Origin of the sequence: Pseudomonas sp. PS01301 (assembly GCF_029960215.1) — a bacterium.
GTDB classification, from domain to species: Bacteria; Pseudomonadota; Gammaproteobacteria; order Pseudomonadales; family Pseudomonadaceae; genus Aquipseudomonas; species Aquipseudomonas coleopterorum.
The window spans coordinates 81,819-94,371 of record NZ_JASCPM010000016.1; the positions used below are offsets into that span (position 1 = coordinate 81,819).

At 63.9% G+C, this 12,553-nt stretch carries 12 protein-coding genes; 7 read left to right on the top strand and 5 right to left on the bottom strand.

The features are described from left to right. Positions 1-211 precede the first annotated feature (211 nt). The 3 genes from QMX89_RS11075 (at position 212) to QMX89_RS11085 (ending at position 2,021) form a co-directional block, all read left to right on the top strand. Positions 212-1,249 carry a LacI family DNA-binding transcriptional regulator gene (locus QMX89_RS11075; RefSeq protein WP_282348167.1) on the top strand — a complete coding sequence of 346 codons (1,038 nt, stop codon included), beginning with the start codon at positions 212-214 and terminating at the stop codon, positions 1,247-1,249. A 149-nt stretch (positions 1,250-1,398) separates the two neighbouring features. Further along, entirely contained in the window at positions 1,399-1,638 is a 240-nt protein-coding gene (locus QMX89_RS11080) for a type II toxin-antitoxin system prevent-host-death family antitoxin (protein ID WP_049862084.1), read from the top strand. Further along, positions 1,635-2,021, top strand: a complete 387-nt coding sequence (locus QMX89_RS11085; protein ID WP_282348168.1) for a type II toxin-antitoxin system VapC family toxin — start codon at positions 1,635-1,637, stop codon at positions 2,019-2,021. The genes QMX89_RS11080 and QMX89_RS11085 overlap by 4 nt, the downstream gene beginning before the upstream one ends. Before the next feature lie 6 nt (positions 2,022-2,027). On the opposite strand, the gene bioD is transcribed toward QMX89_RS11085, so the two are convergent. The 5 genes from bioD to bioB form a co-directional block, all read right to left on the bottom strand. Further along, positions 2,028-2,708, bottom strand: coding sequence for a dethiobiotin synthase (gene bioD / locus QMX89_RS11090; RefSeq protein WP_049862082.1), 681 nt, complete (start codon positions 2,706-2,708; stop codon positions 2,028-2,030). Beyond that, positions 2,705-3,520, bottom strand: coding sequence for a malonyl-ACP O-methyltransferase BioC (gene bioC, locus QMX89_RS11095; RefSeq protein WP_282348169.1), 816 nt, complete (start codon positions 3,518-3,520; stop codon positions 2,705-2,707). Before bioC ends, bioD begins: the two co-directional genes overlap by 4 nt. Positions 3,521-3,596: 76 nt before the next feature. Further along, positions 3,597-4,313, bottom strand: a complete 717-nt coding sequence (locus tag QMX89_RS11100; RefSeq protein ID WP_282348170.1) for an alpha/beta fold hydrolase — start codon at positions 4,311-4,313, stop codon at positions 3,597-3,599. Beyond that, the gene (gene bioF / locus QMX89_RS11105; protein ID WP_282348171.1) at positions 4,306-5,478 is read right to left on the bottom strand and encodes an 8-amino-7-oxononanoate synthase; all 1,173 of its coding nucleotides are present in this window, start codon (positions 5,476-5,478) and stop codon (positions 4,306-4,308) included. Before bioF ends, QMX89_RS11100 begins: the two co-directional genes overlap by 8 nt. A 51-nt stretch (positions 5,479-5,529) precedes the next feature. Then, the gene (bioB, locus tag QMX89_RS11110; RefSeq protein WP_122743987.1) at positions 5,530-6,588 is read right to left on the bottom strand and encodes a biotin synthase BioB; all 1,059 of its coding nucleotides are present in this window, start codon (positions 6,586-6,588) and stop codon (positions 5,530-5,532) included. A 100-nt stretch (positions 6,589-6,688) separates the two neighbouring features. On the opposite strand from bioB, the gene QMX89_RS11115 reads away from it, so the two are divergent. From QMX89_RS11115 to QMX89_RS11130, 4 genes are all read left to right on the top strand, one after another. Next, on the top strand, positions 6,689-7,420 hold the full coding sequence (locus tag QMX89_RS11115; RefSeq protein WP_282348172.1) for a ComF family protein: 732 nt from the start codon (positions 6,689-6,691) through the stop codon (positions 7,418-7,420). Between the two features lie 9 nt (positions 7,421-7,429). Continuing rightward, entirely contained in the window at positions 7,430-8,179 is a 750-nt protein-coding gene (locus tag QMX89_RS11120) for a TOBE domain-containing protein (RefSeq protein WP_282348173.1), read from the top strand. A gap of 202 nt (positions 8,180-8,381) precedes the next feature. Then, positions 8,382-10,187, top strand: coding sequence for a phenylacyl-CoA dehydrogenase (locus tag QMX89_RS11125; RefSeq protein WP_282348174.1), 1,806 nt, complete (start codon positions 8,382-8,384; stop codon positions 10,185-10,187). Between the two features lie 85 nt (positions 10,188-10,272). Continuing rightward, positions 10,273-12,048, top strand: coding sequence for an acyl-CoA dehydrogenase C-terminal domain-containing protein (locus QMX89_RS11130; protein ID WP_282348175.1), 1,776 nt, complete (start codon positions 10,273-10,275; stop codon positions 12,046-12,048). The last annotated feature ends 505 nt before the right edge of the window (positions 12,049-12,553 follow it).

Sequence of the window (12,553 nt, forward strand, 5' to 3'; positions counted from 1 at the left end):
AAGTCTTGATCGCGAAAGATTGACGCTGTGGCATGGCGGGTCGCTCGAACAGGGGCTGGACATTGTTTTGATTGGCGCAGCATTCGCTCGAGCGAGTAGCAGACAGGTTAGTTGGTTAGCGCTAACATGGCGAATAGTGGCGATGAACGCTTATACGGTCAAATACCGTGATCTCTACTGTTTATGGTTTTTAGTTATTAGAGGCGGGCAGATGACCGATCCCAAGCACCAGCGCAAGCGCCGTGGTGCTGGCCGCGTGACACTGGCCAGCGTGGCCACCTACGCGGGGGTCTCTGCCATGACCGTGTCGCGGTATTTCAATCGACCGGACCTGGTATCGGACGAGCATCGGCAGCGCATCGCCCAGGCGGTGACGGAGCTGGGTTATGTTCCCAATCTGGTTGCCGGAGGGCTGGCGTCGGCGCGGGGCAAGATCGTCGGCATGGTCATCCCGAACATTTCCGGGCCGATCTTCGCCCATACCATTCAAGGCTTCAGCGATACCTTGAGCAGGCATGGCTACCAAGTCCTGCTGGCGTCCAGCTATTTCAGCGCCGAGCAGGAGGAGAACGCTGTGCGTGCCTTCCTTGGCTGGTCGCCTGCGGCCCTGGTGCTGACCAGCCACTTCCACAGCGTCGGCACCGAGAAGATGCTGGCCCAAGCGCAGATACCGTTGGTGGAAACCTGGGACTATCAACCCGAACGCGCGCCGATGCAGATCGGCTTCTCGCATGCTCAGGTGGGCGTCACTTCGGTGCGCTATCTGTACGGCGAAGGCTACCGGCGCATCGCCTTCGTCCAGAACAGCGCAGCGGGCGACTTGAGTGCTCTCGAGCGTCGAGACGGCTATGCCGCGACGCTGGCCGAGCTGGGCCTGGAACCCCAGGTGTTCGCTCCCGATCCCTCCCTGGCGCCTTTCGAAGCCGGCAAACAGGCCCTGCATGCCCTGATGGCGAGCGCGCAACCACCGGATGCGATCATCTTCGCCAACGACAACCTGGCCGCCGGCGGCTTGCTGGCGGCCCAGCGCGCCGGGCTGCGCATTCCACAGGATTGCGCGGTGATGGGCTTCGGCGACTACCCCTTCGCCGAAATGCTCCTGCCCAGCCTGACCACCATCAGGCCGCCTGCGCTGCAGATTGGCGTGCTGGCAGCGACTCGTGTCCTGCAAAGCCTGGGCATCATCGAGGGCGAGCCGCCGCATCTGGAGCTGCTCGACTGCGAACTGGTGGCGCGGGAGAGCAGTTGATACGCAAAGCGGCCTTCGACTTCGCACCTGCGTTTGAAAATGACACACAAGAATGCATTAGCTAACACGTCGGGCTAGGCTAGACTTGACATGCATCGCATGGTTTTGCCTTGCACAGATCGTTTGTCCTGCCAAGGGAGTCGCCACCAATGGCCATCCACAACATTCACGACGCCAAGAGCAATCTGTCGCGCTTGCTCGAACAAGCCGCAGCCGGTGAAGTGGTGGTCATCGCCAAGGCCGGCAAGCCCATTGCCAAGCTGGTGGCCTATGATGCGCCAGAGCCGCGCGAAGCAAAGCGTATCGGTTTCATGCTTGATCTTGTGGTTCCGGAAGACTTTGATGAACTCGACAATGAGGTCACCAATCTCTTCGAGGGCAAGGTGTGAAGTTACTGCTCGACACGCATATCCTGATCTGGGTCGCCAAGGACAGCCCAATGCTTTCCTCAATGGCTCGATCCTTGATCGCCAATCTGGATCACGAGGTTTACTTCAGCGCGGCAAGCCTATGGGAAGTGGCTATCAAAAACGGCCTCAGCCGCAGCGGCATAGTGATCGATACGGTGGGTCTGCGCCGTCAGCTATTGCTCAATGGCTACCACGAACTGCCGATCACGGCAGCCCATGGCATGGCCGTTGAAAAGCTGCCACCCATTCACCGCGATCCATTCGACCGCCTGCTGTTTGCCCAAGCCACTCTGGAAAGCATGCAGCTACTGACGGCCGACGCACTGTTGAGTCAATACGGCGCACCCGCGTTGCAGGTTTGAGCCTTGCTACCCAAGAAGCTCGATATGCAGATATTCGGCCACGCTCTGTGCGCTGGCGTTCTTCAGGTAGGGCACGCGACCCAGGCAAGGGGCCGGCAGGCGTTCGGCCAGGGTGGCGAGGTTGTCTTCCAGGCGTGAGGTTTTCGGTTCGATGATGTTGGCCACCCAGCCGGCCAGTTGCAGGCCGTCGCGGGCGATGGCTTCCGCGCTCAGCAGCGCATGGCTGATAGCGCCAAGGCGCACGCCCACCACCAGAATCACCGGCAGCTTCAAGGCAATGGCCAGGTCCGACAGATTGGCTTGGTCGGACAGCGGCACGCGCCAGCCACCAGCGCCTTCGATCAGGGTGAAGTCGGCCTGCCGGGCCAGCACCTCACGCATGGGGGCCAACAGCGAGCCGACGGTGAGGGCCACGCCGGCCTCGCGGGCGGCGATGTGGGGGGCGATTGCAGGTTCGAAGGCGACCGGATTGATCTGCGCGTACTCAAGCTTGAGCGAGCTTTGGGCCATCAAGGCCAACGCATCGCTGTTGCGCAGGCCCTTGGGGGTCACCTCGCAACCCGAGGCAACCGGCTTTGCGCCCAGGGTGCTCAGGCCCTTGAGGCTGGCAGCGTGCAGCAGGCCGGCGGCCACGGTGGTCTTGCCGATGTCCGTGTCCGTACCGGCGATGAAATAGGCGCTCATCAGGATTGTCCTTGCTCGGCGGGTTTGCGCAGCACAGCGTAGACCACCTGGTAGGTGGCTGGCAGCCCCTGGGGTACACGAAAGGCTTCATAGGCCTGCAACAGACCGAGCATGCGCGCGCGGCCGGTCAGGCCGTCGGGGCGACCGGGGTTGAGGTTGTGCGCACCCAGCGCCTTGAGTTCATGGGTCAGGCCACGCACGTCGGCGTAGTGCAGCACATGGGATACGTTATCCAGGCCCAGCACCTCCAGGCCGCTGTCAGCGCACAGGCGTTGGTAGTCGGCGAATTCACGGAAGCGGTTGACGTGCACTCGGCCATCCACCGCTCGCCAGCTTTGCCGCAGCTCGTGCAATGTGCCCGCGCACAGGCTGGCAAAGGCCAGCACGCCGCCGGGTTGCAAGGTTCTGCGAGCCTCGGCGAGCACGGCGGCGAAGTCACTGCACCATTGCACCGCCAGGCTGGAATAGATCAGACCACAGCTGCCGTCGCGCAACGGCAGCTGCTCGGCATCGCCAGCCACATGCCAGGTAGCACCACCCTGTACCCGCGCGTGGCTGAGCATGCCTTCGGCAATGTCCAGCGCCACACCGACGCCGCTTGGAAAACGCTGGGCCAGAACACGGCTGAAGTAGCCGGTGCCGCTGCCCAGGTCGAGCCATTGCCAGGGTTGCAGGTCGTCTGGCAGTCGAGTGAGCAATGAGTGACCCACGTCCCGCTGCAATTGCGCGACGCTGTCATAGCTCGCCGCCGCCTTGGAGAACGACGCCGCCACCAGCCGCTTTTCCGGCAACCCGAGCGCATTCTCCCGCCTCACCTCACCCCCTGTAGCAGCGGCGCAAGCCGCGTCATCTGCTACCTCAACGCCTGCGCCAAGCACAATCCCGTTCCTCTCACTCATGCACAAAGGCCCCAATTGCACCGGCGACCCTATCCGGGTCTTCCAGCATGAACCCATGGCCGGCCCGCTCGACCACGCCGATCTGCGCCTCCGGCACCAGCTTGCGCAATGCACTCACTGCCCCGACGGGCACCAGCGAATCGCTCCCGGCAAACAGGTGCAGTTGCGGCCCGGCAAACGCCTGCAACGCGGCTCGGGTATCCAGCTCCGCCAGCACGTGCAGGCCCTCGACCAACGTCTGTGTCGAAGCGGGCTCAGCAACTGCCAGTCGCCGAGAAAGCCCGCGCGGATCAGCAGCGCCTTGCGCACAGAGCGACGCGAAGCGCTTCAGCAGGGTTTTCGGATCCGCCTCGCAAGCGGCCAGAAAGGCTTCGAACGTCTCAGCGGGCATTGCATCCGGCCAGTCGGTGCGGGCCACGAAGCAGGGGTTGCTGGCCAGGGTCAACAGGCCGGGGCAGCGTTCACCCCGGCGCGCCGCGAGCTCGGCGGCAAGCATGCCCCCCAGCGACCAGCCGCCCAGCCAGACACCGTCCGGCAGGCGTGCGTCGAGGGCATCCAGCCAACCGGCAAGCCCCGCAGCGTCTGGCGTGGGCAAGGGTTCGATCTGCACCGGCACCGGTTCAGCGAGCTGCTGCAGCGCAGCGACCAACGGCTCCAGCGCATCTGTACCCAGGCCCCAGCCGGGCAGCAGGATCAGGCGATCAGACATGTTCGGCTCCCAGCAGCGGGTAGCATTCAGCCAGCGCATTGAGCAATTGCTGGACCTGGGCACTGCTGTGCGCTGCCGAAAGCGTCACCCGCAACCGCGCACTGCCGGCAGGCACGGTCGGCGGACGTATGGCCGTGACCAGCAATCCGCGCTCGCGTAACAACTGGGACAAGCGCAAGGCACGGCCGGCATCGCCGACCAGAATCGGCTGAATGGGCGTGAAACTGTCCATCAAGGTCAGGCCCAACTGGGCAGCGCCGTATCGGAACTGGGTGATCAGGCTCGCCAGGTGCTCGCGCCGCCAGTGTTCGCTGCGCAGCAGTTGCAGGCTGCGCAAGGTGGCGCAGGCCAGCGCCGGTGGCTGGCTGGTCGTGTAGATGTAGGGCCGAGCGAACTGCACCAGGGTCTCGATCAGTTCCTCACTGCCCGCCACGAACGCGCCTGCGGTGCCAAAGCCCTTGCCCAGAGTACCGACCAGTACTTGCACATCGTCCATCCCCAGCCCGAAATGCTCGACGATACCGCCGCCGGTAGCGCCCAGGGCACCGAATCCGTGGGCGTCGTCGACCATCAGCCAGGCGCCCTTGGCCCGCGCAACGGCTGCCAGTTGTGGCAGTTCGGCGAGGTCGCCGTCCATGCTGAACACACTATCGGTCACCACCAGCGTGTTGCCGACGGCTTTGGCCAGGCGTGTTTCCAGGCTAGCTGCATCGTTGTGCAGATAACGGCTGAAGCGCGCGCCGCTGAGCAGCCCGGCGTCCAGCAGCGATGCGTGGTTGAGACGGTCCTGCAACACGCTATCGCCTTGCCCCACCAAGGCAGTGACCGCCCCCAGATTGGCCATGTAGCCGGTGGAGAACAGCAGCGCCCGCGGGCGCCCGGTGAATTCAGCCAGGGCTTCTTCCAGCGCATGGTGAGGGCTGCTGTGGCCAACCACCAGATGGGACGCGCCGCCCCCCACGCCCCAGCGCTCGGCGCCCTCGCGCCAGGCCTTGATCACGTCGGGGTGGTTGGCCAGACCCAGGTAGTCGTTACTGCAGAAGGCCAGCAGCGGTTGGCCATCGACCACCACGCGCGGCCCTTGCGGGCTTTGCAGCAATGGACGCTGACGATAGAGGTCGGCGGCGCGGCGCTCGGCCAGGCGCGCGCTGAGGTCGAAGGGCATGCAGGCCTCGAATGGCAGTGGATGAACGCCGGCGACGGGGCCGGCGCAGGGTCAGGCGGAGGCAGCGTCGTAGAACAGGTCGCTGCTCTTCTGTTCGACCAGGGCCTGTTCGATGGCCGCTTGATGGACCTCGTCAGCGTGTTCTTCCCGCGCTTCTGGGGCGATCCCGAGGCGGGCGAACAACTGCATGTCCTTGTCCGCCTGCGGGTTGGCGGTGGTCAGCAGCTTGTCGCCGTAGAAGATCGAGTTGGCCCCGGCCAGGAAGGCCAGTGCCTGCATCTGCTCGTTCATCGCCTCACGCCCGGCGGACAGACGCACGTGGGATTGCGGCATGAGAATGCGCGCCACGGCCAGCATGCGGATGAAGTCGAACGGATCGACATCCTCGGCGTTCTCGAGCGGGGTGCCGGCGACCTTCACCAGCATGTTGATCGGCACCGACTCGGGATGCTCCGGCAGGTTGGCCAACTGGATCAGCAGCCCGGCGCGGTCGTCCAGCGACTCGCCCATGCCCAGAATGCCGCCCGAGCAGATCTTCATGCCGGCGTCGCGCACGTGGGCCAGGGTCTGCAGGCGCTCGCTGTAGGTGCGGGTGGTGATGATGCTGCCGTAGAACTCCGGCGAGGTGTCCAGGTTGTGGTTGTAATAGTCCAGCCCGGCCTGGGCCAGTGCCTTGGTCTGGTCTTCGTCCAGCCGGCCCAGGGTCATGCAGGTTTCCAGGCCCATGGCCTTGACCCCGGCAACCATCTGCAACACATACGGCATGTCCTTGGCCGAGGGGTGCTTCCAGGCCGCGCCCATGCAGAATCGCGTCGAACCGATCGCCTTGGCGCGGGCGGCTTCTTCGAGCACCTTCTGCACTTCCATCAGCTTTTCTTTTTCCAGCCCGGTGTTGTAGTGCCCCGACTGCGGACAGTATTTGCAGTCCTCAGGGCAGGCGCCGGTCTTGATCGACAGCAGGGTCGAGACCTGAACCCGATTGGGATCGAAATGCGCGCGATGCACGCTTTGCGCCTGAAACAGCAGGTCGTTGAAAGGCTGCACGAACAGCGCCTTGACCTCGGCCAGGGTCCAGTCGTGACGAACGGTTGCAGTTGTACTGGCGCTCATCGGCGATTCCTTGTTTATGCTCGGTCAAGTCCAGGACACGGAATGTCCATGGGCGCAACGCGGCTATTGAGTCGAATGCGGGCATGATTAAGGAAGCGCCATGTACTGTCAACCTGCTGTCAATACCTCGGTTTACAAGTGGATAAAAAGTGATCAGTCCTGCTTGCTGTGTGATGGCGCTTCGGGTAACCCCTATGCGCTCTGCGAGGCCTGCGAATGCGATCTGCCCTGGCTGGACGAGCAATGTGTGGTGTGTGCCCTGCCGCTGGCCATGAGCGGATTCACCTGCGCCCCGTGCCGGCGCCGTCCGCCCGCCTTCGAGAAGGTGGAAACCCCCTGGCATTACGGTTTCCCCGTCGACAGCCTGATCACGCGTTTCAAGCACAACAGCCAGTGGCCCTACGGGCGCCTGCTGGCAGAGTTGACCAGCCACTGGCTCGACCACCGTTTCAACGAGGATCTGCCGCGCCCGCAATTGCTGATCCCGGTGCCCATGGGCCGCAAACGCCTGCGCAAGCGCGGTTTCAACCAAGCTGAAATGCTCGCTGGCTGGCTGTCCAGGGCGCTGCATATCGACTGCGATTCGACCCTCGTTCAGCGCGCGCTCGAAACACGAGCCCAGCAGGAACTGGGTGCCAAGGCGCGGCTGCACAATCTGCAACACGCTTTTTCCGTGATACCTGACGCGAGGCTGGAAGGGCTGCACGTGGCCCTGGTCGACGACGTGATCACTACTGGCGCCACTGCCCAGGCCTTGGCGGTGCTGCTGCGCAAGGCCGGCGCCGCGCGCGTGGACGTCTACTGTCTGGCGCGCACGGCCAAGGCCGAGTAGCCTTGAACCATGACCTTGTCCCCTTTGCTGGCCCAACACATCGCACGTCGTCCGCAACGCATCGAGTTGCTGCGGCATATTGCCGAGCAGGGTTCGATCACCCGCGCCGCCAAGGCCGCCGGCCTGAGCTACAAAGGCGCCTGGGACGCCATCGACGAACTCAACAACCTCGCTCACACGCCCCTGGTCGAGCGCGTCGTGGGCGGCAAGGGCGGCGGGGGCGCCCGATTGTCCGAGGAAGGGCAGCGCATGCTGCGCCTCTACCAGAAACTTCAAGCGCTGCAGGCGCAGGTTCTCGAAGCCGCCGAAGACGCCAACGACCTGGACCTGCTCGGCCGACTGATGCTGCGCACCAGTGCGCGCAACCAGTTGCATGGCCGCGTGAGTGCCATCGAGGCGCAAGGTCGCAACGACCACATCACCCTGGATCTTGGCGCAGGGCTGAACTTGCGTGCCCAGATCACCCACGACAGCACGCAAATCCTGTCGCTGGCCCCGGGCGCCGGGGTGGTGGCCTTGATCAAGGCCGGTTGGCTCTGCGTGTTGCCGGTGGAGGTCGCCGGTGTCCCCGGTCACAACTGCCTGCAAGGGCTCCTGGAGCAGGTTCTGCTCCAGGACCAGGGGCCCTGTGAAATGCGCATCGGGCTGGCCAATGGGCAGACCCTCTGCGCACTGTCTCCGCTCGGACCGGTCCGAGAGGGCGAGCCGGTCAATGTCTGGTTCGATCCTGCCAACGTGCTGCTCGGCACGCCGCTCTAACCCGTACGCTACCCGCTGAATACCTCGCTGTACCCGTTTCTGCAGACCGGATGCGCGCTGCTACTGGCAGGCGCGATGCCGTCGACCGGCGCCGGGCGGGTATTGACTTTGCCCAGGCGTAAACGTATGTTTCAAACACCCGTTTGATAGCGACAACCTGTCGCAGGTCGAACCCACCGGAGTTCAGCAGAGGTTTATCGCTATGTCGGATTACAAGGCCCCCTTGCGTGATATTCGCTTCGTCCGCGACGAGCTGCTCGGCTACGAAGCGCACTATCAAAGCCTGCCCGGTTGCCAGGACGCAACGCCGGACATGGTCGATGCCATCCTCGAAGAAGGCGCCAAGTTCTGTGAACAGGTACTGGCACCGCTGAACCGCGTGGGTGACATCGAAGGCTGCACCTGGAGCGAGGACGGCGTGAAGACGCCAACCGGTTTCAAGGAAGCCTACAAGCAGTTCGTCGAAGGCGGCTGGCCGAGTCTGGCCCATGACGTCGAGCACGGCGGCCAGGGCCTGCCCGAATCCCTGGGGCTTGCGGTCAGCGAGATGATCGGCAGTGCCAACTGGTCCTGGGGCATGTATCCCGGCCTGTCCCATGGCGCGATGAACACCATTTCCGCCCACGGAACCCCCGAGCAGCAAGAGGCCTACCTGACCAAGCTGGTGTCCGGCGAGTGGACCGGCACCATGTGCCTGACCGAGCCGCACTGCGGCACCGACCTGGGCATGCTGCGCACCAAGGCCGAACCCCAGGCCGACGGCAGCTATGCGATCAGCGGCACGAAGATCTTCATTTCTGCCGGCGAACACGACATGGCCGACAACATCGTGCACATCGTCCTGGCACGCCTGCCCGATGCGCCGGCCGGCACCAAAGGCATCTCGCTGTTCATCGTGCCCAAGTTCCTGTCCAACGCAGACGGTTCGATCGGCGCGCGCAATGCGGTGAGCTGTGGCTCGCTGGAACACAAGATGGGCATCCACGGCAACGCCACCTGCGTGATGAACTTCGACAGCGCCACCGGCTACCTCATCGGCCCTGCCAACAAGGGCCTCAACTGCATGTTCACCTTCATGAACACCGCGCGCCTGGGTACCGCTCTGCAGGGCCTGGCACACGCCGAAGTGGCGTTCCAGGGTGGTCTGCGCTATGCCCGCGACCGCTTGCAGATGCGCTCGCTCACCGGCCCCAAGGCGCCGGAGAAGGCCGCCGACCCGATCATCGTGCACCCGGACGTGCGCCGTATGCTGCTGACCATCAAGGCCTTCGCCGAAGGCACGCGTGCCATGGTCTATTTCACCGCCAAACTGGTGGACGTGCTCAAGTTCAGCCAGGACGAGGAAGAGCGCAAACGTGCCGATGCCCTGCTGGCATTCATGACCCCGATCGCCAAGGCGTTCATGACCGAAGTGGGCTTCGAGGCCGCCAACCACGGCGTGCAGATCTACGGTGGACACGGCTTCATCGCCGAGTGGGGCATGGAGCAGAACGTACGCGACAGCCGCATTTCCATGCTGTACGAAGGCACCACAGGTATCCAGGCGCTCGACCTGCTGGGCCGCAAGGTGCTCATGACCCAGGGCGAGGCGCTCAAGGGCTTCACCCGCATCGTGCACAAGTTCTGTCAGGCCAACGAAGGCAACGAAGCGGTTGCCGAGTTCGTCACCCCCTTGGCGCAGTTGAACAAGGAGTGGGGCGAGTTGACCATGAAGGTCGGCATGGCCGCCATGAAGGACCGTGAAGAAGTCGGCGCCGCCTCGGTCGACTACGTGATGTATTCGGGCTACGCCTGCCTGGCCTACTTCTGGGCCGACATGGCTCGCGTAGCGGCGCAGAAACTGGCCGAGGGTCATGGCGATGCGGCGTTCTACACGGCCAAGTTGCAGACTGCGCGCTTCTACTTCCAGCGCATCCTGCCGCGCACCCGCACTCACTTTGCCGCCATGCTGTCCGGCGCAGGCAACCTGATGGCCATGGACGAAGCGCACTTCGGCCTTTCCTACTGACAGGCCAACCAGCCTGCGGCGCGCGTCGACCCGAGCGCGCCGCCCGGCTTTCGAACTTCAGCCCTCGAATTCCTGCGAGTTAGCCATGGCGGACTACAAAGCTCCCTTGCGCGATATGCGCTTTGTTCTGAATGAAGTATTCGACGTCGCCAGCCACTGGGCGCAATTGCCGGGCCTGGCCGACAGCGTCGACGTGGAAACCATGGAGGCGATCCTCGAAGAGGCCGGCAAGGTCACGGCCCAGGCGATCGCACCGTTGAGCCGGGCGGCCGACGAGGAGGGCTGTCACTGGCGCGATACCGTGGTCACCACCCCGGCTGGATTCCTCCAGGCCTACCAGACCTATGCCGAGGGCGGCTGGGTCGGCGTCGGCGGTGAGCCCGCCCACGGTGGCATGGGCATGCCCAAGGTGATTTCGGCGCAGGTCGAGGAGATGGTCAACTCAGCCAGCCTGGCGTTCGGCCTGTACCCGATGCTGACGGCCGGTGCCTGCTTGTCCATCAACGCTCACGCCAGCGACGAGCTCAAACGGACCTACCTGCCCAAGATGTATGCAGGCACCTGGGCCGGCTCCATGTGCCTGACCGAAGCCCATGCAGGCACCGACCTCGGCCTGATCCGCACCCGCGCCGAACCGCAAGCCGACGGCAGCTACAAGGTCAGCGGGACGAAGATCTTCATCACCGGCGGCGAACACGACCTGACCGAGAACATCATTCACCTGGTGTTGGCCAAGCTTCCCGATGCACCGCCCGGTCCCAAGGGCATCTCGTTGCTGCTGGTGCCCAAGTTCATGGTCGATGCCGACGGCAACCTGGGGGCGCCCAATGCCGTGTCGTGCGGTTCCATCGAGCACAAGATGGGCATCCAGGCCTCGGCCACCTGTGTGATGAATTTCGACGGCGCCACCGGTTACCTGGTCGGCGAGGCGAACAAAGGTCTGGCGGCCATGTTCACCATGATGAATTACGAGCGTCTGGGGGTCGGTATCCAGGGCCTGGCGTCGGCCGAGCGCTCCTACCAGAACGCTGTGGAATATGCCCGCGACCGGCTGCAAAGTCGCTCACCCAGCGGTGCTGTCCAGCCCGACAAGATGGCCGACCCGATCATCGTCCACCCGGACGTGCGGCGCATGCTGCTGACCATGAAGGCCTGCAACGAAGGCGGGCGTGCTTTTTCCACCTACGTTGCGTTGCAACTGGACACGGCCAAGTACAGCGAAGATCCGGCCACGCGCAAGCGCGCCGAGGACATGGTCGCTTTGCTGACACCGGTGGCCAAGGCGTTCCTGACCGACCTGGGCCTGGAAACCACGGTGCATGGGCAGCAGATATTCGGCGGCCACGGCTATATCCGTGAATGGGGCCAGGAGCAGCTGGTCCGCGATGTGCGCATCACCCAGATCTACGAAGGCACCAACGGTATCCAGGCGCTGGACCTGATGGGGCGCAAGGTCGTGGGCAACGGCGGCGCGTTCTATCAGCTGTTCTCCGAGGAGGTACGGGCTTACGCGACCCAGGCCGAAGGCGCATTGCAGGAGTTCACCCAGCCGTTGATCCAGGCGTTGGACCGTCTGGATGCGCTGACGGCCGGGGTTCTGGACCGGGCCGGGAACGATCCGCGCGAGATTGGCGCGGCGTCCGTCGAGTACCTGCAGGCCTTTGGCTACACCGCCTATGCCTACATGTGGGCAAGGATGGCCGGCGCCGCGCTGGGCCGGCAGGACGAGGCGTTCTACGCCAGCAAGCTGGGCACGGCGCGGTTTTATTTCGCGCGTTTGTTGCCACGGGTTCACTCGCTGGCGGCCGCTGTCGATGCCGGCAGTGCGTCGCTGTTTCTGCTGGATGAGGCGCAGTTCTGACGGTGTAAGCTTTGGCTTACGTAACGCGGCGTCTTTGAGCTATATCCGAAGATTGGATCCACGGTTAATCTTCTCTCCAAGGACGTTGCGCAGGATGCGCCTAGATATAACAGGGACACGTAGGATTTCTGCCAGGACGGCGGACGGAAATGGATGTCATGGGAAACAGTCTGCAAAACCCCGCTTCGGCGGGGTTTTCTTTTTTCCGCTCCCGAATATTCCCCGCATCACCGCCGGCCGCCAGACGCCGCACACCTGACACCCCGCATCACCGCCCGACGCTGCTCACACACCCCCTGTAGCAGCGGCGCAAGCCGCGTCACCGACGACGCGATTCACCTGACACCCCGCATCACCGCCCGACGCTGCTCACCCCCCCCTGTAGATACTCTGTTACCGGTCAAGCTTTCGCGAGATGTTTTTCGCTGAAAAGCTTGGCCGTATCGAAGTCTGTACCGGTTCGGATGCAGGCCCAAAGTCCGGTCAGGTATTTACGCATGACTGC